Raw genomic sequence first — 22,409 nt, 5'->3', positions numbered from 1 at the left:
GAGACCGCCGCGTTCATCCAGGATGCCAGCGTCATCGTTAACGACCTTCGCGAGCAAGCCCGCTCCCACAGTGGACCGCGTTTGCCGTTGCTTTTGATTTAGCCTTTGCTTCACCACACTCAAGCCGGCCGGTAGGCCGCTGTGCTGTTGATCTGCTTTTGATCTTGATCTTAGGCGCCCCGTTAAACCACGCTGGCCGAACGTAGGCAGTACGGAGCGGGTAAACCGGCAGGACGCCGGTTTAGCCGCGACGGGGCAGGGACGCCCCGTCGCGGCGGCCCGCTTCGTGCTGCCGGAGCTGAGGGCACACCGAGCCCAAGCGAGGTGCCGAGTGGTGGGGCAAGAGCGTTTTGCTTACTTTTGCGCTGTTCAAAAGTGAGCCGCTGTAAGAGCGGAACCCATATCAGCCATCACCCAAATAACGGATATGTACTCCCCCCAGGGCCCGTAACAAAACCGTCATCCCCCTGGGCTAGCCTCGCGGGCTTGAATGCCCTGAGTCTCAAACTCCATGTTCAAAGGCCTGCTCTACGCCGCGCTGCTGTTCACCCTGACGGCCCACGCCGAAACCTGGCCGTCCAAAGACTGGTCCCAAGGCCAGCAACTAACCGGCCCGGCCACCCAGGCCCTGGATGACTACGCGTTCCCACCCCGCGACGACACCACCCGCAAAGGCATCCGCACCGATGCTCTGCTGGTCATCCGCGACGGCCAAATCATCTACGAACGCTACGCCGCCCCCACCACCGCCAACACCCCGCACCTCACCTGGTCCATCAGCAAAAGCCTGATGGCCACGGTACTCGGCGTGGCATTCGGCGAAAACCGCTTCAAACTCTCCGACCCCGCCGCTCGCTTTTACCCACCCATGAAACAACACCCCAGCGTAACCATGGCCGACCTCCTGCACTGGGCCTCAGGCCTCGACTGGCAGGAAGACTACGAATTCGCCCCACTGAAATCCTCGGTGGTCGCAATGCTCTATACCCGCGGCCGCCACGACATGGCCGAATTCACCGCCGACACCGCTACCTTCAGCACCCCCGGCCAGGCCTTCCGCTATTCCAGCGGCGATAGCAATATTTTGTCCGCCACCCTCAAAGGCATGCTCGGCCACAAGGCCTACATCGACTACCCATGGACCGCCCTGTTCCAGCCGCTGGGTATCCGCAACGCCACCTGGGAAAGCGACGCCGACGAAACCTTCGTCGCGTCCTCATACGCCTACCTCACCGCCCGCGACCTGGCGCGCGTAGGCCTGCTGATGCAGCGTGATGGCCGCTGGGGCGATCGCCAACTGCTGCCCAAAGAGTGGGTCACGTTCAACCGCCAACCCTTCGACCGCTACAAGCCCGGCCAGGACGAAGCCGTCCCCGGCGGGCAATGGTGGCTCAACCGCGAAGTGCAAGGCGCCGCCAAACCCTGGCCGGACGCGCCCGCTGACACCTTCGCCGCTCTTGGCCATTGGGGCCAAGCGCTCTACGTGATGCCCGATGAACACCTGGTGATCGTGCGCTACGGCGACGACCGCGACGGTAGCTATCGCCACAACGAACTCCTCAAGCGCGTCCTCGCGGCGGTGCAACCATGATCCGCCGTCATCCCTTCATCAGCCTGTTGGTCCTGCTGCTGCTCGTGTTGCTCGGCTGGGTCTGGCACGAGCGGGTCAACCTGCAAGCCTTCCCCGACATCATCGCCGCCTACACCGCCAAGGAGTACTGCTCGTGCCGGTACGTGGAAGGCAATCCCGCTGATTATTGCCTGGGTTATGTGAAGCAATACGTGCCCACCAGCGCCTTCACCGACAACCCGGAAAAACACCTCGTGACCGCCAGCGGCCTGGGCCGCACCCACAGCGCCCAATGGCTGGGCCAACGCGAGGGCTGCCGCCTCTTGCCCTAATGCAGTCACACCGAACCTGTGGCGAGGGAGCTTGCTCCCGCTGGGTTGCGAAGCAGCCCCAAAACTGGCCAACGAGTATTGTCTGAGGGACCCCGGCGTTCTTGTTGGGGCTGCTGCGCAACCCAGCGGGAGCAAGCTCCCTCGCCACAGGTGGGGCTGAGGTTCCACAGGGTGGAACCACCTTTGATTGTCCTCCTGCGCACATCGCGGTTATCTGGCGGTGTGCAACGAAAAAGAACGGGAACACCCGCCTGCGAGGAGAATCACCATGAGCCCACACCAGCACATCCTGGATTGGCTGAGCGATGTCGCCAGCGACCTGCACGCCGTGCGTCAGGACATTCACGCCCACCCCGAACTGGGCTTTGAAGAAAACCGCACTTCCGCCCTCGTGGCGCAATCTCTCAGAAGCTGGGGCTATGAAGTCCACACCGGCATCGGCCAGACCGGCGTGGTCGGCGTGCTGCGCAATGGCAGCAGCGCGCGCAAGCTGGGGATTCGCGCCGACATGGACGCCTTGCCGATTATCGAAAACACCGGTGCCAGCTACAGCAGCCAACACGCCGGCTGCATGCATGCCTGCGGCCACGACGGCCACACCACCATGCTGCTGGGCGCCGCGCGTTACCTGGCCGCGACCCGGCAGTTCGATGGCACCCTGAACCTGATTTTCCAACCCGCCGAAGAAGGCCAGGGCGGCGCCGAGGCCATGCTCGCCGACGGCTTGCTGGAGCGTTTTCCCTGCGATGCACTGTTCGGCATGCACAACATGCCGGGCTTGCCCGCCGGCCATCTGGGCCTGCGGGTCGGGCCGATGATGGCCTCCCAGGACCTGCTCAACGTGACCCTCGAAGGTGTCGGCGGCCACGGTTCCATGCCGCACCTGACGGTGGACCCGCTGGTGGCCGCCGCCAGTATGGTCATGGCGTTGCAGACCGTGGTGGCGCGCAATATCAATGCCCAGGAAGCCGCCGTGGTGACTGTCGGTGCGCTGCAAGCGGGCCAGGCGGCCAACGTGATTCCCCAACAAGCACTGTTGCGCCTGAGCTTGCGCGCACTGGATGCGAGCGTGCGCGAACTGATGCTGGAGCGGGTCAAGGCGATCATCCTGACCCAGGCCGCGAGCTTCGGCTGCACCGCGCAGATCGAACATCGGCCGGCCTATCCGGTGCTGGTCAACCATCCCGAAGAAACCGAATTCGCTCGCCAGGTCGGCGTCGCCTTGCTCGGCGAAGATGCTGTCGATGGCAACACCAACAAGCTGATGGGCAGCGAAGACTTCGCCTGGATGTTACAACGCTGCCCCGGCAGCTACCTGTTTATCGGCAACGGCGTCTCACGGCCGATGGTCCACAACCCCGCCTATGACTTCAACGACGACATCCTGTTGACCGGCGCCGCCTACTGGGGTGCGTTGGCCGAGAGCTGGCTCAAGCCCGCCTGACGACCTCTCTTTTTCTGCCGCTGGACCCTTTCCCAACAGGTTGAATGGAGTGTTCCTCATGCAGACTTCAAAGCAGGGCGTATCCCGCACCCGCCAGGTAGTAGCGGCGGTGATTGGCAATGCGCTCGAATGGTATGACTTCATCGTGTACGGCTTTCTCGCCAGCATCATCGCCCGGCAGTTTTTCCCGTCGGAGGATGAATACGCCTCGCTGCTGATGGCCTTGGCCACGTTTGGCGTCGGCTTCTTCATGCGCCCGGTGGGCGGAATTTTGCTGGGCATGTATTCGGACCGCAAAGGCCGCAAGGCTGCGATGCAACTGATCATCCGGTTGATGACCATTTCCATCGCGCTGATCGCTTTCGCCCCCAGCTACGCCGCCATCGGCATGGGCGCGCCGATGCTGATCGTGGTCGCGCGCATGCTCCAGGGTTTTGCCACCGGCGGCGAATACGCCAGTGCCACGGCGTTCCTGGTGGAAAGCGCGCCGGCCCACCGCAAGGGGTTGTACGGTTCGTGGCAGTTGGTGGGGCAGTGCCTGGCGGTGTTCGGCGGCGCGGCGATGGTGGCGTTGGTGACGCACTTTTTCGAGCCGCACACCCTTGAGGTCTGGGGCTGGCGCCTGCCGTTCATCTTTGGCTTGCTGATCGGTCCGGTGGGTTTGTGGATCCGCCGGCACATGGAAGATCCCGAGGAATTTATCGAGGCGCGCAAACAGGCCAAGGGTGCGGCACCGAGCTTGATGGACGTTATCCGCGATCACCGTCGCAGCATCCTCGTGTCGATGGGCCTGGCGTGTGGGGCAACGGTGTCGTTCTACGTGGTGCTGGTGAATATGCCGACCTTCGCCCACAAGAACCTCGGCCTGCCATTGGACCAGGTGTTGATGGTGCAAATGTTCGCGGTGGCGCTGATGACCGTGGTGATTCCGCTGTCCGGCCTGTTGTCGGATCGGCTGGGTCGGCGCCCGGTATTGATGGCGTTCACCCTGGCGTTTTTCGTGATGGTGTACCCGCTGTATGTGTGGGTCGCCGCGGCGCCGTCCATCGAGCGTTTGCTGGTGATGCAGGTGATGCTGTGCACCGCCATCGGCGGCTTTTTCGGCCCGGCGCCGACGGCCCTGGCCGAGCAGTTTCCCATCGAAGTACGCTCCACGGGTGTGTCGGTGGCTTACAACGTGGCGGTAATGGTGTTCGGGGGCTTTGCGCCGTTGATCGTCACCTGGCTGAGCAAGGTGTTGGGCACGCCGGTAGCCCCGGCATTTTATGTGCTGTTCGCTTGCGTCCTGACGCTGCTGGGCACTTACTGCATGCATGAGGCGCCACGGGCGAAACGACCGGCGCCGTTTTCCAGCGAGGTGAAACCTTGAGTATTGTTGAACTGGATGCCATCGAACTGTCACGGGCGATCCACGCGCGGCAGGTGTCCTGCCATGAAGTGATGCAGGCGTATCTGGCCCAGGTCGAACGCTTCAACCCGACGGTGAATGCGCTGGTCTCGCTGCGCTCCCATGAGGAGGTGCTGGCCGAAGCGGCGCAGCGTGATCGCGAGTTGGACCAAGGCCAATCCCGTGGCTGGATGCACGGTATGCCCCAGGCGATCAAGGACCTGGCGGCGACCCAGGGCCTGCGCACCACACTCGGTTCGCCGCTGTTCGCCGAGCATATTCCTCAAGAAGATGCGATCAGCGTGGCGCGGGTTCGGGCCAGTGGCGCGGTTATCATCGGCAAGACCAACGTGCCGGAATTCGGCCTGGGCTCGCAGACCTACAACAGCGTGTTCGGCACCACCGGCAATGCCTATGACCCGCGCCTCGTGGCCGGTGGCAGCAGCGGCGGCGCGGCAGTGGCGCTGGCGTTGCGCATGCTGCCGGTGGCCGATGGCAGCGACATGATGGGTTCGTTGCGAAACCCGGCGGCGTTCAATAACGTATTTGGCCTGCGCCCGTCCCAGGGCCGGGTGCCTCACGGGCCGGCGCCGGAGCTGTTCGTCCAGCAACTGGCCACGGAAGGCCCGATGGGTCGCAGCGTGGCGGATGTGGCGCAGTTGCTGAGTGTGCAGGCGGGGTACGACCCTCGGGTGCCGCTGTCGCTCAAGGAGGATCCGGCGGTGTTGGGTGAGCCGTTGCAGCGCGACTTCAAGGGCGCGCGCCTCGGCTGGCTGGGGGATTACAACGGTTATCTGCCGATGGAAGACGGCGTGATGAGCCTGTGCGAATCAGCCCTCAAGGACTTCGCGGCGCTGGGCTGCGAGGTCGAGCACTGCCAACCGGAATTCTCTCTGGCGCGCCTGTGGCAGACCTGGCTGGTGCACCGCCATTGGCTGATCCAGGGCTCCCTCGGCGCGGCCTACGCCGACCCGCAAAAACGCGTGTTGCTCAAGCCCGAAGCCCAATGGGAAGTGCAGGGCGGCTTACAGCTGAGTGCGGCGGATGTCTACCAGGCGTCGGTCAGCCGCAGCGACTGGTACCGCGCCCTCGGCAAGCTGTTCGAACGTTACGATTTCCTGTTGCTGCCCACCGCCCAAGTGTTCCCTTTCGATGCACAACAAGCCTGGCCGCGCCTCGTCGCAGGGCGTGAGATGGACACCTACCATCGCTGGATGGAAGTGGTGATTGGTCCCACGCTGGCCGGTCTACCGAGCATGAGCGTGCCGGTGGGTTTCAACCCGCAGGGCTTGCCCATGGGCCTGCAAATCATCGGCCCGGCCCAGGCGGACAGGGCGGTGTTGCAACTGGCGTACGCCCACGAACAGCTGACTCGCTGGGTGCAGCGGCGGCCGCCTGCTTGCCTCTCGCCGACCGGCTGAGTCGCGACAGGCCTGTATCTTGCTGTGAAATCAGATCATCCATCGGCATCAAGGAGATCGACACATGGGCAGCGACGCCGAGACGGGAACCGTACGCTCAGTGGGGCGCGCACTGGCGATCATCGAATTGCTCGGCGAGCATCAGGCACTGGGGCTGGAAGAGTTGCACTACCTGACTCACCTGCCCAAGGCCACCGTCTCGCGGATGCTGCTGACCTTGCAGGAACAGGGCTGGATTTACCGTGGTCTCAGCGACCGCCGTTACCGCCTGCGGGCCCGGCGCCTGTTCGGTGATACCCAGCAGCGTTTCAAGCGCCAGTTGGTGGAAAGCGCCGCGCCGTGGCTGCTGGATCTCAGCGAGCGCACCGGCCTGGTCGTGGACTTGTCGAGCTTCGACGGCGAACGCCTGGAAGTGATGGAAAGCGCGATTCCCACGGTGTTGCGCAAGCTCTACCCGAACAACTGCCAGATCGTCGGCCAACACGCCAGCTTGTTTCACTCGGCCATGGGCAAAGCGTGCCTGTCGCAACTGTCGGCGGATGAAGTACAGCGCCTGGCCGGCCGTGAGCGGGTGGCGGAGGACGATCAATACCGGGCGTGTGAGCAATCCCAGCACCAGGGTTTCGGGCAGCGCACCGAAGGCTACTGGGAATACCCGGTTCGCCTGCCGTTCCTGATTCGCGCAGTGGCTTTGCCAGTGCGGGCCAACGGGCGGTTGGTAGGCAGCATGGCACTGCATTGGCCGATGGATCAGGCACCGGTGGAACGAGTGCTGAGCCTGCACCTGGCCAGCCTGGAATCGACCATTCGCGATGTGCAGCAGGCGTTGGCCTGACCACCGTTCCCCTGTAGGAGCGAGCTTGCTCGCGAAGAACTCACAGGCACCGCGTTCATTCAGAATGCCCGCGTCATCGTTGGCAACCTTCGCGAGCAAGCTCGCTCCTACAGGAGGTCTTTGTTACTGTTCGTCCAGGTTTTTTGCCCCAAGAGTCTTTATGTCCCTGCTCAAACCCCTGGCCGTCCTGCTGCTGGCCGCTGCCGCCGTGCCTGCCCACGCCGACTGGTACCTGGACAACGAGTCCTCGCGCCTGTCGTTCGTCACCACCAAAAACACCGACATCGCCGAAGTGCAGCGCTTCCTGGTGCTGCACGGCAAGGTCGACAGCAAAGGCGCGGCGCAGTTGGAAGTCGAGCTGGAGTCGATCAACAGCGGTATTCCGCTGCGCGACGAGCGCATGCGCAATCAGCTGTTCGAGATCAAGACCTTCCCGGACGCGGTGATCAGCGCGCAGATCAACCTGCAACCGATCAACGACCTGGCCCCCGGTGCGCAATACGAGCTGCGCCTGCCGCTGTCGGTGACGCTGCACGGCAAGACCCAGACCTACAGTGCCGAACTGCTGGCGACCCGTCTGGATGACCGACGCTTTCAAGTGGTGACGTTGGAGCCGTTGGTGGTGCATGCCGAGGATTTCGATCTGCTGCCGGGTGTGGCCGCGTTGCGCAAGGCCGCCGGGCTGTCGCAGATCAGCCTGTCGGTACCGGTGGGTGCGGTACTGATTTTCACGGCGCGCTGACATGAGCGGCGCAGTGTTCCCGTGGCGCAGCGCCAACCGTTTCGAGTTGATGATCGACGGTCCGAGTTTCTTTCCGCGCATGTTGGAGGGCATCGCCCAGGCCGAGCAGCAAGTCGCGCTGGAGCTGTACCTGGTGGAGGCGGGCGCGTGTGCCGAGGCGATGGTTCAGGCCTTGGTCGGGGCGGCCGAGCGTGGCGTGCGGGTACGTTGCCTGTTCGATGACTATGGCAGCCTGGCGTTTACCCTGGGCCTGCGTCGACGGTTGATCGATGCCGGGGTGGACCTGCGTTTCTACAACCGCCTGAGCTGGCGCCGCTGGATGCGCAACCTCTACCGGGACCACCGCAAGCTGTTGCTGATTGACCAGACCCTCGCTGTGGTCGGCGGCACGGGCGTGACGGATGAATTCTGGACGCCCGGGGAAGACGCCGCCGACTGGCACGAAGTGATGGTGCAAGTCCGCGGCCCGTTGGTGCTGGATTGGCAGGCATTGTTTGATCGCCAATGGCTGGCAAACGACGATCGTAGAGCCTGGAAACCGGCCACGCATTTTGGGCTGCCACGCTTGCCTAAGGTGCCGGCGACAGGGCCGGGGCTGGGGCGTGTGGCCTATGCGGATGCTCGTCAGCATCGGGATATTCTGCAATCGCTGATCCGCGCGCTGAACAGCGGCCACCGGCGTATCTGGCTGGCTACACCGTATTTCCTGCCGACCTGGAGTGTACGGCGTGCTCTGCGCCGGGCGGCGGGGCGCGGAGTGGATGTGCGTTTGCTGCTGACCGGGCCGCGTACCGATCACCCGTCGGTGCGGTATGCCGGGCACCGTTACTACCCGCGTCTGCTCAAGTCCGGGGTGCAGATCTTTGAATACCAGCCGTGCTTCCTGCACCTGAAAATGGTGTTGGTGGACGATTGGGTGAGCATAGGTTCGTGCAACTTCGACCACTGGAATCTGCGCTTCAACCTGGAGGCGAATCTGGAGGCGCTGGACCCGGATCTGACGTTGGCGGTAGCGGGGAGTTTCGAGAGGGATTTTGCCCAGAGCCAGGCGGTGAGCCTGGAGGCGTGGCGGTCGCGGCCATTGTGGCGGCGGGTGAAGCAGCGGGTGTGGGGGTGGATTGATCGGTTGGTGGTTAACCTGCTGGATCGAAGAGGTTAAGGACTACGCAGGTCACTGTAGGAGCGAGCTTGCTCGCGAAGAACTTGACGACGCCGCGTTCATTCAGAACGCCAACGTCATCGTTAACGACCTTCGCGAGCAAGCTCGCTCCTACAGGGGTGTGTATTTAGAGCAGTTCGAAGCTCTGCTGCTTCACATCCTGCGAATCCAACCCGATCTGCACATTGAACTCGCCCGGCTCAGCCGCGAACTTCAGTTGGGTGTTGTAGAACTTCAAGTCTTCCTCGGTGATGGTGAAGTGCACGGCGCGCTCTTCGCCAGCCTTGAGCATGATCTTCTGGAAGTTCTTCAATTCCTTCACCGGGCGGATCATCGAGCCGGCCACGTCCTGGATGTACAGCTGCACCACGGTTTCGCCATCGACCTTGCCGGTGTTTTTCACCACCACGGTGGCGTCGAGCTTGCCGGTCTTGTTCAGGGTGGTGGACGACAGCGCCATGTCCGACAGGCTGAAGCTGGTGTAGCTCAAGCCATAACCAAACGGAAACAGCGGCCCGGTGGTGTCATCGAAGTACTGCGAGGTGTAGTTGCCCGGCTTGCCCGGGGTGAACGGCCGGCCAATGCTCAGGTGGTTGTAGTAGGTCGGAATCTGCCCCACCGAACGCGGGAAGGTGATCGGCAGTTTGCCCGACGGGTTGTAGTCGCCGAACAGCACGTCAGCGATCGCGTTGCCGCCTTCGGTACCGGCGAACCAGGTTTCCAGGATTGCGTCAGCCTGTTCGTTCTCGTCGACAATCGACAGCGGACGGCCGTTCATCAATACCAGCACCAGCGGTTTGCCGGTGGCTTTCAAGGCCTTGATCAGGTCGCGCTGGCTTTGCGGGATGTTCAGGTCGGTGCGGCTCGACGACTCGTGGGACATGCCACGGGATTCGCCCACGGCGGCAACCACTACGTCGGCATCTTTGGCTGCCTTGACCGCTTCGTCGATCATCGCCTGGGACGAGCGCGGGTCATCCACCACTTCCGGGGCATCGAAGTTCAGGAAGTTGAGGTAGTCGACGACTTTCTTGTCATTGGTGATGTTGGCGCCACGGGCATAGATCACTTTGCCTTTTTCGCCGATCACGGCATTCATGCCGTCGAGCAGGGTCACCGATTGCGCGGGTTTACCGGCAGCGGCCCAGCTGCCCATCATGTCGATCGGCGCCTTGGCCAGCGGGCCGACCAGGGCGATGGTCGCGCTCTTTTTCAGCGGCAGGGCGTTGTTCTGGTTTTTCAGCAGCACCAGGCTGCGGCGTGCCACGTCACGTGCGTCGGCGCGATGCAGGCGGCTTTCGGCGTAGGTGTCGACCGGGTCATCCTCGGCCTTGCCGATGCGCAGGTACGGGTCGGCGAACAGGCCCATGTCGTACTTGGCGCCAAGCACTTCGCGCACGGCGTTGTCGATGTCGCTCTGTTCGATCTCGCCGGATTTCAGCAAGCCGGGCAATTCCTTGCCGTAAAGCGAGTCGTTCATGCTCATGTCGATGCCGGCCTTGATCGCCAGCTTGGCGGCTTCACGCCCGTCCTTGGCCACGCCGTGCTTGATCAGCTCGAAGATCGCGCCATGGTCGCTTACCGCCAGGCCCTTGAAGCCCCAGTCCTTGCGCAGCAGGTCGTTCATCAGCCAGGTGTTGGCGGTGGCCGGCACGCCGTTGATCGAGTTCAGCGCAACCATCACGCCACCGGCACCGGCCTTGATCGCGGCGTGGTAGGGCGGCAGGTAGTCCTGGTACATCTTGACCGGGCTCATGTCGACCACGTTGTAGTCGCGACCGCCTTCCACCGCGCCATACAGGGCGAAGTGCTTGACGCTGGCCATGATGCTGTCGGCCTTGGCGGAGCTGGTGCCCTGGAAGGCCTTGACCATGACTTCGGCAATGCGCGAGGTCAGGTAGGTGTCTTCGCCAAAACCTTCGGAGGTACGGCCCCAGCGCGGGTCGCGGGATATGTCGACCATCGGCGCAAAGGTGATGTCGAGGCTGTCGGCAGCGGCTTCCTGGGCGGCGACGCGCCCGGAGCGGCCGATGGCGTCCATGTCCCAGCTGGAGGCCAGGGCCAGGCTGATCGGGAAAATCGTGCGGTGGCCGTGGATCACGTCATAGGCGAAGAACATCGGGATCTTCAACCGGCTGCGCATGGCCGCGTCCTGCATCGGACGGTTTTCCGGGCGGGTGATGGAATTGAAGGTGCCACCGATGCGGCCGGCGGCGATTTCCTTGCGGATCAGCTCGCGGGGCATTTCAGGGCCGATGCTGATCAGGCGCAATTGGCCGATCTTTTCATCGAGGGTCATTTGCTTGAGCAGGTCACTGACGAAGGCGTCTTTGTCCTTGAGTACTGCGGGCTTTGTTTCGGCAAATACGGAATGAGTGGCCAAACTGACAACAAGGCCCAGCAAACACAGCTTCTTCATGAAAATCCTTTCTCGCAGCCTTGGGACCGGAGAGCGTCTATTGTTGTTCGGGTGTTGTTCAGATAAATGCAGCACACTTCTGAACTCTTATTGGCGCTGGGCATCTTTTAGCTGATTGGCTCGATGCAATCCAGTGGGTGGTGGCGGATTATGCCCTAAGCCCGTAGCTAACGCGTCAGTCGGTATATTTCATAGGTTTGGCAGGAGAAACACCATGCAAGCAGCACAAGGTTACCGTTGGGGCTGGAAGGCCGTGGCATTGATACTGGTGAGCACCGTGCTGAACGGTTGCGGCATCAACAAGATCCCGACCCTGGACGAACAGGCCAAGGCGGCCTGGGCCCAGGTGCAGAACCAGTACCAGCGGCGCGCCGACCTGATCCCCAACCTGGTGGAAGTGGTCAAGGGCTATGCCGCCCATGAGCAGGACACCCTGACCGCCGTGATCGAAGCGCGGGCCAAGGCCACTTCGATCCAGGTGGACGCCAGCACCCTCGACAACCCGGAAAAACTCAAGCAGTTCCAGCAAGCCCAGGACGGCTTGAGCGGTGCACTCAGCCGCTTGATGGTGGTGTCCGAGCGTTACCCGGACCTGAAGGCCAACCAGAACTTCCTGGCCCTGCAATCGCAGCTTGAAGGCACCGAAAACCGCATCGCGGTGGCCCGTCGCGACTTTATCCAGGCGGTACAGGCCTACAACACTGAGATCCGTACCTTCCCGGGCCGCCTGTGGCACAGCGTGATGTACAGCGACTTGCCGGTCCGCGCCAACTTCGAGGCCACCAGTGCCGATGCCGATAAAGCGCCGCAAGTGAAATTCTGATGGGCAAGCGCGCTTGGCTGCTGGCGGCGGTGCTGCTGGCCTTTAGCCTGACCGCCCAGGCCGCCCTTAACTTTCCGGCCCTGACCGGACGGGTGGTCGACAACGCCCAGATGATCGACCCGGCCGTGCGCGAGCAACTGACCCAGCAATTGCAGGCGCTGGAGCAGACCAGCGGTGACCAGATCGTGGTGGTCACCGTGCCGGACCTGCAAGGCGTGCCCATTGAAGACTTCGGTTATCAACTGGGCCGCGCGTGGGGCATCGGCCAGAAGGGCAAGGACAACGGCGCACTGCTGATCGTCGCCCGGGATGAGCACAAGATCCGTATCGAAGTGGGTTATGGCCTGGAAGGCGTACTCACCGATGCGCAGTCCTGGGTGATCATCAACCAGGTGATCGCCCCGGCATTCAAAGCGGGCAACTACAGCAAGGGCATCAGCGACGGCGTGGCGGCGATGCTGCAAGTGGTGGGCGGCGATCCGCTGGCGGTGCCGGCGCATGTGTCCGAGGCCAACTTCGCCAAGCAAAACCCCGGCATTTCCATTGGTCTGTTCATCCTGTTGCTGGCGGTGCTGTGGCTGTGCAATCGCATGGGCCTGCCCGTTGGCGCTATCCTGCTGGCGATTCTCAGCAGCAGCGGTCGCGGCGGCGGAGGCGGCGGCGGTGGTGGTGGCTTCAGGGGCGGCGGCGGTGGTTTCGGTGGCGGTGGCGCCTCGGGCGGCTGGTAATGACAATAACGAGAGAGCATCAACAACCATGGCATTACTGAGTCAACACGAGCAACGCCAGGTCGCCGAGGCGATCGCCCGGGTCGAGCAACAGACCGACGCCGAACTGGTGACCGTGCTCGCGGCCCGTGCCGACGATTACGCCTACATCCCGCTGTTGTGGGCCAGCCTGTTGGCGCTGGTGGTGCCGGGGATCATTCACTATCTGTCGGGCTGGCTGACCATGTACACCTTGCTGCTGGCGCAGTGGGGCACGTTTGTGGTGCTGTGCCTGGTGTTCCGGTTGCCCAAGGTGACTACGCGGCTGATCCCGCGCTCGGTGCGCCACTGGCGCGCGTCCAACCTGGCGCGGCGGCAGTTTCTGGAGCAGCACCTGCACCACACGCTGGGCAGTACCGGGGTGCTGATTTTTGTCAGTGAGGCCGAGCGGTATGTGGAAATCCTGGTGGACAAGGGCATTTCCAGTCGCCTGGATGACAGCAGTTGGGATGCGATCGTCAAGCAGTTCACCCAGCAGGTGAAGCAAGGCCAGACGTTGGCCGGGTTTATCAGCTGCATTGAAGCCTGCGGGGTGTTGCTCAAGGAGCATGTGCCGGTGACCCACGCGCGCAATGAGTTGCCGAATCGGTTGGTGGTGTTGGAGTAGTGTAAAATTCCCGGCATTCCCTGCCCGAGGCGTTTTTGTTCATGTCTGCCACCGCTAAACCTGCCAGCCCCGCGCCGGATCATCACGCGCAGTTCCTCGAACTGCTGAGCGCGAGCCTTGAGCAAAACGCCTTTATCAAGCTGGTGCTGGCCAAGTACGTCGGCACCGAGCCTGATCTTCAGAAGCTGATCATCAAGCAGCTGACGGTCAAGGATCAGCCTTGCCTGTCCTTCGTCTACCGCTACAAGACCCGCGACATCACCAAGAACTTCTCGCTGGAAGACGGCGTAGCGGCGATTGCCGAGCTGTTGCCGGCCTCGTTCAAGAACGCGCACCTGCTGTCGGTGACCGACGAAGCCCAGCTGGAATACAGCAAAAAGAACAAAAGCTCGCTGTTCAAAAGCAAGCCGCAACAACTGCGGGAGGCGCCGTCTGCCGAGCACAACCGCGAGAAGAATCGCTTTCTGGACCTGTCCCGGCCCTTTCTCGCTGACCTTGGCGTGACCAACGCCAAGCACGAACTGATCCCGGCGATGTCGCGCAAGTGGAAGCAGATCAACAAGTTCATCGAAGTGTTCAGCCATGCGCTGACCACGTCACCGCTGAAGCTGGACCAGCCGGTGCGCGTCGCGGACTTTGGTTCGGGCAAGGGCTACCTGACGTTTGCCATCCACGACTACTTGCGCAACACCCTCAACGCCGAGGGTGAAGTGACCGGTGTGGAACTGCGCGAAGACATGGTGACCCTGTGCAACAACGCCGCCGCCCGCCTGGATCACCCGGGGCTGGTGTTCAAGTGCGGTGATGTGCGCAGCGTCGCGCCCAGCGAACTGGACGTGATGATCGCCCTGCATGCCTGCGACATCGCCACCGACTACGCGATTCATACCGGCATCCGCTCCGGGGCGTCGATCATCATGTGCTCGCCGTGCTGCCATAAGCAGATTCGCCTGCAGATCCAGAGCCCGGCGCTGCTCAAGCCGATGCTGCAATACGGTTTGCACCTGGGCCAGCAGGCGGAAATGGTCACCGACAGCTTGCGTGCGTTGTTTCTCGAAGCCTGCGGTTATGAGACCAAGGTGTTTGAGTTCATCTCGTTGGAGCACACCAACAAGAACAAGATGATCCTTGCCGTGAAGCGTGCCGAGCCGGTGGATAACGCTCAGCTCCTGGTGAAAATCCAGGAGCTGAAAGCGTTCTACAACATCACTGAGCATTGCCTCGAAACCCTGCTGCGGGCGGATGGTTACCTGGCCTGAGTACGACGCAAATCAAAAATGTGGGAGCGGGCTTGCTCGCGAAAGCGGTGTGTCAGTCACCTGATGTATCAACTGATCCACCGCATTCGCGAGCAAGCCCGCTCCCACATTAGACTGCGCTGGGCTTGGGAGCTGGCGCAGGCTTCACACTGGTCTTGCGCCCCAACATCACCGTCACAATCACCCCGCAGGCAAACAGCCAGGTAATCGGCTCGATGTGCTCACCAAAAAACAGCGCGGAAAACGCGATGGTGAAAAAGATCTGCAACAGCTGAATCTGGCTGACCCTAGCGATGCCGCCCATGGCCAAGCCGGCGTACCACGCAAAGAACCCCAGGAACTGCGAAAACAGCGACACATAACCAAACGCCCACCAGGTGCGCATGGAAATCGGTCCTTCGTGTTGCAGCGCCAGGTACGCCACCGGCCCGATCAATACCGGCGTCGACAGCACCAGCGCCCAGCAGATCACCTGCCAGCCGCCCATCTCCTTGGCCAACCGGCCGCCCTCTGCGTAACCCAGGCCACCCACGGCAATCGCCCCGAGCATCAACAGATCGCCCGCCTGGATACTGCCGGCTCCGGTGATCAACGCGTAACTCAGCACCAGCGCACTGCCCAGCGCCGCGCAGGCCCAGAACGCCTTCGACGGCCGCTCATGGGACAGCCACGCCGCATACAGCGCCACGCACAGCGGCTGCAAACCGTTGACCAGTGCGCCATGGGACGCGGGCAAGGTTTGCATGGCCCAGGCCGACAGCACCGGGAACCCCAGGATTACCCCGGCAATCACCAACGTCAGCCCGCGCACCTGGCGCCAGGTGGGCCAGCGCTCGCGGCGCCAGAGCAACAACGCCGCCGCCGGCACCGCTGCAAACAACGCCCGGCCCAGGCCATTGAGCAGCGGGTGGATTTCCTGCACCACGATACGGGTGAAGGGCAGGGTGAGGCTGAAGATGACGACGCCCAGCAGGCCGAGGGCCATGCCGGTATTTTCGCGGGAGCTCATGGAAGGAACCAGAATCGAATGGGCCGGAAGTGGACGTTCATCTAGCCACAAAGCCCCGCAAACGCGCGCTTACAGCTGGGTGCAGATTGGACCGTACAGTTTGTGTAGGAGCGAGCTTGCTCGCGAAAAACCTGAGAGCGCTGCGGGCTGTCTGGCTTCCCGCGTTATCGTTAACGTTCTTCGCGAGCAAGCTCGCTCCTACACCGCAATGATGTAGTAGCGGGCCATTACCCGGCTCATCGGCACAGGTCTATCTTGGCTACTCCTGTCTGCCCAACCGTTCAACCGGAGGAATGCCCCATGGCCGCGAAGAAAATCCTGATGCTGGTCGGCGATTACGTCGAAGACTATGAAGTGATGGTGCCGTTCCAGGCGCTGCTGATGGTGGGGCATACCGTGCATGCCGTGTGCCCGGACAAGTCCGCCGGCCAGACCGTACGCACGGCGATCCACGACTTCGAAGGCGACCAGACCTACAGCGAAAAGCCCGGGCACCTGTTCGCCCTGAACGCGGATTTTGCCAAGGTCGACGCCGCCGACTACGACGCGTTGCTGGTGCCCGGCGGCCGTGCGCCCGAGTACCTGCGCCTGAACGAGAAAGTCCTGCAACTGGTCAAGGCGTTCGACCAGGCCGGCAAGCCCATCGCTGCGGTATGCCACGGCGCACAATTGCTGGCGGCTGCCGGGATTCTGGAAGGCCGTGAGTGCAGCGCTTACCCGGCGTGTGGGCCGGAAGTGCGATTGGCGGGTGGCACGTTCATCGATATCCCGGTGACCGACAGCCATGTTCAAGGCAATCTGGTGACTGCACCGGCGTGGCCGGCGCACCCAAGCTGGCTGGCGGCTTTCCTCGGCCTGCTGGGCACCCAAATCATCCTGTAAAGCGGAGGTCATCGCCATGTGCGAGCTGTACGTCAAGGCCGACCCGATTCTCTACGAATCCCGCTCGCGCTCCCTGCGCATCTGCGGCGTGGTGACCACCGTGCGCCTGGAAAACCAGTTCTGGGACATCCTCAGCGAAATCGCCGAGGTGGATGGCATGACCACCAATCAGCTGATCGCCAAGCTGTATGAAGAGGTGATGGACTACCGCGGCGAAGTGGTGAATTTTGCTTCGTTTTTGCGGGTGAGTTGCACGCGGTATCTGAGCAAGCAGCGGGTTCAGGCCCCAGAGCTCAGCCTTGTGAATACAAGAAATGGCGCGCAGAAGATCTAAATGTGGGAGCGGGCTTGCTCGCGAAAGCGGTGTGTCAGGTAACTCATGTACCGACTGATCCACCGCCTTCGCGAGCAAGCCCGCTCCCACATCGATTAGGTGGGGGTCAGAAGAACCGCGTCACGCTGATCTTCGCATCCCGCCCCTTGGTGTAGGCGCGGTCGCCGCTCAGGGCCGGGCGGAAGTTGTTGTTGAACAGGTTGTCCACGGTGAAGTTGACTTCGGTGCCCTTGAGGTAAGCCTGCTGCGGCTTCCAGCTGGCGAACAGGCCCTGGGTGTTATAGCGCTTGTTGCCGTACTGATCGTAGAACAGGTCGCCGATACTGGTACCCGGGCCGCCGGAATACTTGTCGCTTGGCAAACGGCTGGTGGCGCCGACGAACTGCCCTTGCCAGCCCACCTGAGCGTCCAGGCTCGGGATCTTGGTGCCGAGCACGATCACCCATTTGGTCGGCGGAATGTCCCGCGCCCAGACGTCCGGACCCCATGGGTTGGTGTAGGCGCCTTCGTGTTTGCCGGTGGTGTAGGCGAAGGACACCGAGCCGAACACGTAGGTGGAGTCGTAGAAACTCTCGGCCTCAAAGCCCTTGATGGTCATGCCGCCGATGTTGCGGTAGTTGGACATCGCCCCCGGCGGGCAGGCGCTGGAAATCGTCCCGCCATTGACCGCCTGGTTCTGGCAGCCCACGCCCGTGGCCTTGAAGATCTCGTCTTCGACTTTGTTGTGGAACAGCGTGGTACGCAGTTGCAAGTTGTCGCCGTGGGTGAACACGTCGCCGAAGCTGGTGACGTTGCCCAGGGTGATGGAGGTGATGCGCTCCGGGTCCAGGTCCAGGCTGGTGGCGGTGCGGCTGCCCAGGCCCTGGACTTCATACTGCTCGTCGATCACCGGGGCGCGCCAGGTGCGGCTCCAGTTGGCAAACAGCGCCACGTTCGGGGTGATGGTCCAGTAGGCCGCGAGGCGCGGTGACCAGCCGGTGTAGGTGCGGTCGCTGTAGTCGTGGCCGATGGCCGGGTCAGGGTTGCTGTAGTACGGCGCGTCGTTGGCTTCGCCGCGGTTGCGTACGTGGTCATAGCGCATCGACGGGGTGATGGTGACATCGCCCAGCGTCACCGCGTCCTGGATAAAGAAGCTGTTGGTGTCGACCTTGCCATGGGGCATGAAGCCCGGCTGGAAGTGCCCGTAGTTGTATTTCGGGGTGTTGTAGGTGGCGCCGGGCATCCACATTTCGGTTTCCCGGGTGTGCTTGCGGATCTGCACCCCGGTGGTCACCGCGTGTTGCAACACACCGGTGGAAAACAGGCTGACGTTGCGTACGTCGAGGTTTTTGTCGTTGTAGGAGGTGTCCATCTTGCGCCCGCCAGTGGCCAGCTGGAAAAACGCCGTGGGGTCACGCTCGTCGGTCTGGTCGGTGTTGGATTCGGAGTACTTGATGGTCAAGTCCACCAGCGGGTTATTCATCGGCTGGTATTCGTACTTGCCGGACCAGGTGGTGTCGACGGTGTTGCGGTTGGCCAGGAAGCGTTTCAGCGCGGCTTCGTAGCCATAGCGGTCGATGTTGGCCTGGGTCGGCGGTGTCGGGTAGCTGGCGGCAGAGAAGGGCGTCCAGCGCTGGCTGTTGGAACGCGAATACGACAGGCCAAGGCTTTGCTCATCGGTGAAGTGAGCATTGAACTTGAACAGTTTGCCGTCCACATTCTGCGCGCTGTTGGGCAGGCGCTTGGGGTTGATCGGGTACTGGTTGTTGTCGTTGGGCAGAGTGGCAGCCAGCTTCATGTCGCCGCCGTCGCGTTGGGTCAGGTAGGCCAGGGCGTCGAAGCGGCCATCATCGGTACGCCCGTAGACCGCGCTGCTGTAGACCTGTTCATGGTCGTTGCTGGAGTAACCGTACTTGAGCATGGCGCCGCTGTTGCGGCCGTCCTTGAGCAGGTCCGGGGCATCCTTGGTGGTCATGTTGACCGTACCGCCAAAGCCGCCGTTGCCGCTGAAGGGCGAGTTGGGACCTTTCTCCACTTCGATGCTCTTGATCAGCTCGGGCTCGATAAACACAGTGCCCTGCTGATAACGCTCAAACCCGCTTTTGGTGGCGCCATCGACGGTCAGCGGCACGTCTTCGGCGTCGCCGAAACCCCGGATGTTGATGGTCTGGCCGCCGGGCTTCAGCGAGCCGCCCTGGCTGATACCGGGCAAGGTTTGCAGCAGGCTGGGGATGTTATTGGACTGGTAGCGGTCGATGTCGGCCTGGCTTAGGGTTGAACGGCCGACGGTGGTGGAGTCCACCTCGTTACCGGTGCCGATCACGCTCAGGGCCTCCAGCTGAATCGCGCTGCTGTTGGTGGTCTTGCCTTCTTCGGGGCGTACCACGTAGGTGCTGCCGACCTTGAGCAACACGAACTCGCCGTCCTTGAGCAAGGTGCGAATCGCCACTTCCGGTGTGAAGTCACCATTGAGGGCCGGCGCCTGGACGTTTTTCAGCAGCGCTTCATCGAACAGCAGCTGGATTTTCGCCTGCTGCGCCACCTGGCTCAAGGACGTGGCCAGGGATTGGGCCGGCAATTGCAGTTTGAACGACTCGGCCTGGGCATTAAGGCTGAAGGCCAGGCAGGCGGCAATGGCGGTGGGTCGAAGAAACAGGTGCTGAACGTGGCAAGGCGCGCGAAACATGTAATCCCCCGGAGTAGCCAAATGGCCAAAAAGGTGTGCGTATCAAACGCAGACCCGAGGAAGACGCGGCAGGAAAGATAATCCTCACATGCGAATGCAAAATATTCTCAAGTGAGCGTATCGAGGGATTATTTTCGAGGCTCAATCCTGATGTTGCCGTCGGCCAGGGGCACGGTTTTCACCGGCAGCAGGGCGGGCAGGGCGGTGAGCAGGGCGTCCGGATCATTCACGTCCAGATTGCCCGAGACCTTCAGCTGCGCCACTGCGCTGTCCACCAGCAACGGCGCCTGTGGCCGGTACAGGCTTAACTCGTCCATCAGGCTGGCCAGCTCGCGATTACGAAACGACACGTGCCCGCCGCGCCAATCGGCGACCTCGCCGACAGTGAGGGTTTGCTGCTGCAGCGTGCCCTTGGCATAACTGAACGTAGCGCGCTGATCGGCGCCGAGCAGGGTGGCCGGCAGCCTGGAATCCGGATCGAACGCCACTTGCCCGTGGGCCACACTGACCACCAGTTGCTGCTTGCTGCGCCGCACATCAAAGCCGGTGCCGACCACTCGCACATTGGCTTCGCCGGCCTGCACGTACAGTGGCCGTTCCTTATCAGGTGCCACTTCGATATACAGCTGGCCCTGATCCAGATGCACGATGCGCTGGTGACTGTTGAAGTCCACCCGCAGGCGCGTGTTGGCGTTGACGTACAAGGTGCTGCCATCGGGCAGATGCAAGGTGCGCGTGCCTTTGGCATGGGCCGCGACCTGGGCGTGGAACAGCTCGCGCGGGGCGCCGAGGTTGCTTGCCAACAGGGCACATACCAGGGCGGCAGCCACCGCCAGGGCCGGGCGCCAGGCGGGTGTCTTGCGCACGGGCATCGGTGTGGGTTTGTTCAGTTGCTGCAACTGGGCCAGGTCGGCCCACAGCTGTTCGAATTCGGCATAGGCACGGGCATGGGCCGGCTCGGATTGCCAGGCGGCAAACGCCTTGCGGTCGGCGCGGCCCGTGTCATTGCGGTTGCGCGCAAACCAGCTGGCGGCCTGGGCATCGATGGAGTCACTGGCCTCGATGTCACAGGTGTCGATATCGCTCAGGCGGGTCATTCTGGCTGCTCCTTGCCCTGGTCTTGTTGAAGTCGCTGCTTGCAATGCAGCAGGGCAAAAGCGATGTGCTTTTCCACCATGCTGACCGAGACGCCCATGCGCTCGGCGATCTGCGCCTGGCTCAGGCCCTCGAAGCGATGCAGCATAAGGGCTTCTCGTCTTCTGGGCGAGAGTTCAGAGAGGACTTCTTTCAGCTGTTCCAGGCGTTGCAGGCGTTGCGCGGCGGCCATGGGATCGTCTCGCGAGTCGCTGACAGGCTCGGCATCCAGTTCGGCCTGTTGCTGGTGGACGGTGTGCCGCACCTTTTGTTTACGCCAGTGATCGCGCAGTAGATTGCGCGCCATCTGGAACAGAAACGCCCGGGGCTGCTCGACCTTAGCCCGGTCGCGGTAGTCCAGCCATTGGGTAAAGACATCCTGGGTCATGTCTGCCGCGTCGCTGGCGTTGTCCGTGCGCTTGCGCAGGAAATGCAGGATATCTGCATAAAACCCGCGAAAGGCATCGGCCGACGGCGGGTCGGGCTTGAGACGAGACATGGATATCCTTCTTGACGAAGCACGACGTGGAAAAGTCGCGAATGATATCGAGAATTATTGTCATTTGTCTCTATTGAAATTCTACGGGGGGATGCGGACTAAATGTGGGAGCGGGCTTGCTTGCGAAGGCGGTGAGTCAGTCAATTAATTTGTCGACTGACTCACCGCCTTCGCGAGCAAGCCCGCTCCCACATTTGGATCGCGTTTCAGCGCAACAGGGTCAGCAGCTCCTGAAGCTGAACACGGCCAGCCTCACCCAACGGGAACACCGGCAACCGTGGATCACCCGACTCCAGCCCCGTCAGCCGCAAACCGGCCTTGATCGTCGCCGGCAAGCCGCCTTTGAGGATGAAGTCCAGCAGCGGCAACTGGCGATAGAACAGCTCCCGCGCTTTCTCCAAGTCATTGGCCAAAACGGCTTCATACAAATCCAGGTTGAGCTGCGCAATCAGGTTCGGCGCCGCCGTGCACCAACCCTTCGCCCCTGCGGCAAACGCCTCCAGTGCCAGCGGATTGCAGCCGTTGTAGAACGGCACCTCGCCCTCGCTGCGCCGATGCAGTTGGTGCATGCGCTGAATATCCCCGGTGCTCTCCTTGACCATGGTCACGTTATCGACGCTGTTGACGATGCGCAGGATCAAGTCCACCGACATATCGGTGCCGCTGGTGGCCGGGTTGTTGTAGAGCATGATCGGCACACCGATGCTGTCACCAATGGCCGCATAGTGAGCGAGGATTTCCGCTTCGCTGAGTTTCCAATAAGAGGCAGGCAATACCATCACCACGTCGGCACCGTGAGCTTCGGCAAACTGCGCGCGACGCACGGCCTTGGCGGTGGTCAGGTCGGAGACGCTGACGATGGTCGGCACGCGTTTGCCCACTTTCTGGAGGCTGTAGGCGGCGACTTCATCCCACTCAGCATCGCTGAGGTAGGCGCCTTCGCCGGTGCTGCCCAGCGGGGCGATAGCGTGCACGCCGCTGTCTATCAAGCGGTCGATCGAGAGCCCCAGGGCGTCCAGGTCAATGCGCTGGCCGTCTGTGCTGAACGGGGTGATGGTGTAGCCGATAATGCCGTGAATAGAAGGGCTGGACATGGAAAAGTCTCCGGTCGAAAAAGGGTT

At 62.3% G+C, this 22,409-nt stretch carries 20 protein-coding genes; 14 read left to right on the top strand and 6 right to left on the bottom strand.

Features of this window, described 5'->3' with window-relative positions; genetic code table 11:
* Window positions 1-511: 511 nt before the first annotated feature.
* From HBJ59_RS03580 to HBJ59_RS03545, 8 genes are all read left to right on the top strand, one after another.
* Entirely contained in the window at window positions 512-1,591 is a 1,080-nt protein-coding gene (locus HBJ59_RS03580; protein WP_167662791.1) for a serine hydrolase, read from the top strand.
* The gene (locus HBJ59_RS03575; RefSeq protein ID WP_167662790.1) at window positions 1,588-1,902 is read left to right on the top strand and encodes an amidase; all 315 of its coding nucleotides are present in this window, start codon (window positions 1,588-1,590) and stop codon (window positions 1,900-1,902) included. The genes HBJ59_RS03580 and HBJ59_RS03575 overlap by 4 nt, the downstream gene beginning before the upstream one ends.
* A 268-nt stretch (window positions 1,903-2,170) precedes the next feature.
* The gene (locus HBJ59_RS03570) at window positions 2,171-3,346 is read left to right on the top strand and encodes a M20 aminoacylase family protein (RefSeq protein WP_167662789.1); all 1,176 of its coding nucleotides are present in this window, start codon (window positions 2,171-2,173) and stop codon (window positions 3,344-3,346) included.
* A gap of 58 nt (window positions 3,347-3,404) precedes the next feature.
* Window positions 3,405-4,715, top strand: a complete 1,311-nt coding sequence (locus HBJ59_RS03565) for a citrate-proton symporter (RefSeq protein WP_167662788.1) — start codon at window positions 3,405-3,407, stop codon at window positions 4,713-4,715.
* Window positions 4,712-6,154, top strand: a complete 1,443-nt coding sequence (locus tag HBJ59_RS03560) for an amidase (RefSeq protein WP_167662787.1) — start codon at window positions 4,712-4,714, stop codon at window positions 6,152-6,154. Before HBJ59_RS03565 ends, HBJ59_RS03560 begins: the two co-directional genes overlap by 4 nt.
* Window positions 6,155-6,218: 64 nt before the next feature.
* Complete coding sequence (locus HBJ59_RS03555; protein ID WP_063032738.1) at window positions 6,219-6,989, top strand: helix-turn-helix domain-containing protein; 771 nt, start codon at window positions 6,219-6,221, stop codon at window positions 6,987-6,989.
* Window positions 6,990-7,149: 160 nt separating this feature from the next.
* The gene (locus tag HBJ59_RS03550; RefSeq protein ID WP_167662786.1) at window positions 7,150-7,731 is read left to right on the top strand and encodes a YceI family protein; all 582 of its coding nucleotides are present in this window, start codon (window positions 7,150-7,152) and stop codon (window positions 7,729-7,731) included.
* 1 nt (window position 7,732) lies between these two features.
* Entirely contained in the window at window positions 7,733-8,890 is a 1,158-nt protein-coding gene (locus HBJ59_RS03545; protein ID WP_167662785.1) for a phosphatidylserine/phosphatidylglycerophosphate/cardiolipin synthase family protein, read from the top strand.
* Window positions 8,891-9,017: 127 nt separating this feature from the next.
* Here HBJ59_RS03545 and bglX read toward each other — a convergent pair whose 3' ends face one another.
* Window positions 9,018-11,309, bottom strand: coding sequence for a beta-glucosidase BglX (bglX, locus tag HBJ59_RS03540; RefSeq protein ID WP_076015990.1), 2,292 nt, complete (start codon window positions 11,307-11,309; stop codon window positions 9,018-9,020).
* A 214-nt stretch (window positions 11,310-11,523) separates the two neighbouring features.
* On the opposite strand from bglX, the gene HBJ59_RS03535 reads away from it, so the two are divergent.
* The 4 genes from HBJ59_RS03535 to HBJ59_RS03520 are packed head-to-tail and all read left to right on the top strand — an operon-like array spanning window position 11,524 to window position 14,765.
* Window positions 11,524-12,132 carry a LemA family protein gene (locus tag HBJ59_RS03535; RefSeq protein ID WP_167662784.1) on the top strand — a complete coding sequence of 203 codons (609 nt, stop codon included), beginning with the start codon at window positions 11,524-11,526 and terminating at the stop codon, window positions 12,130-12,132.
* Complete coding sequence (locus HBJ59_RS03530) at window positions 12,132-12,860, top strand: YgcG family protein (protein WP_076015989.1); 729 nt, start codon at window positions 12,132-12,134, stop codon at window positions 12,858-12,860. The genes HBJ59_RS03535 and HBJ59_RS03530 overlap by 1 nt, the downstream gene beginning before the upstream one ends.
* Before the next feature lie 28 nt (window positions 12,861-12,888).
* Window positions 12,889-13,506 (top strand): TPM domain-containing protein, encoded by a 618-nt coding sequence (locus tag HBJ59_RS03525; protein ID WP_063032728.1) that lies wholly within the window; start codon window positions 12,889-12,891, stop codon window positions 13,504-13,506.
* Between the two features lie 41 nt (window positions 13,507-13,547).
* A complete protein-coding gene (locus HBJ59_RS03520; protein WP_167662783.1) occupies window positions 13,548-14,765 on the top strand; it encodes an SAM-dependent methyltransferase in 1,218 nt (405 codons plus the stop codon).
* 109 nt (window positions 14,766-14,874) lie between these two features.
* Here the strand turns inward: HBJ59_RS03520 and HBJ59_RS03515 are convergent, their stop codons facing one another.
* Window positions 14,875-15,774, bottom strand: coding sequence for a DMT family transporter (locus HBJ59_RS03515; RefSeq protein WP_017479309.1), 900 nt, complete (start codon window positions 15,772-15,774; stop codon window positions 14,875-14,877).
* Window positions 15,775-16,074: 300 nt separating this feature from the next.
* Here HBJ59_RS03515 and HBJ59_RS03510 point away from each other — a divergent pair, with 300 nt between their 5' ends.
* Together HBJ59_RS03510 and HBJ59_RS03505 are read left to right on the top strand one after the other, a co-directional pair.
* The gene (locus tag HBJ59_RS03510) at window positions 16,075-16,656 is read left to right on the top strand and encodes a DJ-1/PfpI family protein (protein WP_076015986.1); all 582 of its coding nucleotides are present in this window, start codon (window positions 16,075-16,077) and stop codon (window positions 16,654-16,656) included.
* A 16-nt stretch (window positions 16,657-16,672) separates the two neighbouring features.
* Window positions 16,673-16,990, top strand: a complete 318-nt coding sequence (locus HBJ59_RS03505) for a ribbon-helix-helix domain-containing protein (RefSeq protein ID WP_017479307.1) — start codon at window positions 16,673-16,675, stop codon at window positions 16,988-16,990.
* A 106-nt stretch (window positions 16,991-17,096) separates the two neighbouring features.
* Here HBJ59_RS03505 and HBJ59_RS03500 read toward each other — a convergent pair whose 3' ends face one another.
* From HBJ59_RS03500 to HBJ59_RS03485, 4 genes are all read right to left on the bottom strand, one after another.
* Complete coding sequence (locus HBJ59_RS03500) at window positions 17,097-19,655, bottom strand: TonB-dependent receptor (RefSeq protein ID WP_167662782.1); 2,559 nt, start codon at window positions 19,653-19,655, stop codon at window positions 17,097-17,099.
* 128 nt (window positions 19,656-19,783) lie between these two features.
* Window positions 19,784-20,752 (bottom strand): FecR domain-containing protein, encoded by a 969-nt coding sequence (locus HBJ59_RS03495; RefSeq protein ID WP_167662781.1) that lies wholly within the window; start codon window positions 20,750-20,752, stop codon window positions 19,784-19,786.
* Window positions 20,749-21,288, bottom strand: a complete 540-nt coding sequence (locus tag HBJ59_RS03490) for an RNA polymerase sigma factor (RefSeq protein ID WP_167662780.1) — start codon at window positions 21,286-21,288, stop codon at window positions 20,749-20,751. The genes HBJ59_RS03495 and HBJ59_RS03490 overlap by 4 nt, the downstream gene beginning before the upstream one ends.
* A gap of 206 nt (window positions 21,289-21,494) precedes the next feature.
* Window positions 21,495-22,382 carry a dihydrodipicolinate synthase family protein gene (locus HBJ59_RS03485; RefSeq protein ID WP_167662779.1) on the bottom strand — a complete coding sequence of 296 codons (888 nt, stop codon included), beginning with the start codon at window positions 22,380-22,382 and terminating at the stop codon, window positions 21,495-21,497.
* Window positions 22,383-22,409 lie beyond the last annotated feature (27 nt).

It is taken from the genome of Pseudomonas sp. AN3A02, from assembly GCF_011765255.1.
Classification (GTDB): domain Bacteria; phylum Pseudomonadota; class Gammaproteobacteria; order Pseudomonadales; family Pseudomonadaceae; genus Aquipseudomonas.
The sequence above is the reverse complement of the archived record's forward strand: the minus strand, read 5'-3'. Positions and strand labels throughout refer to the sequence as shown.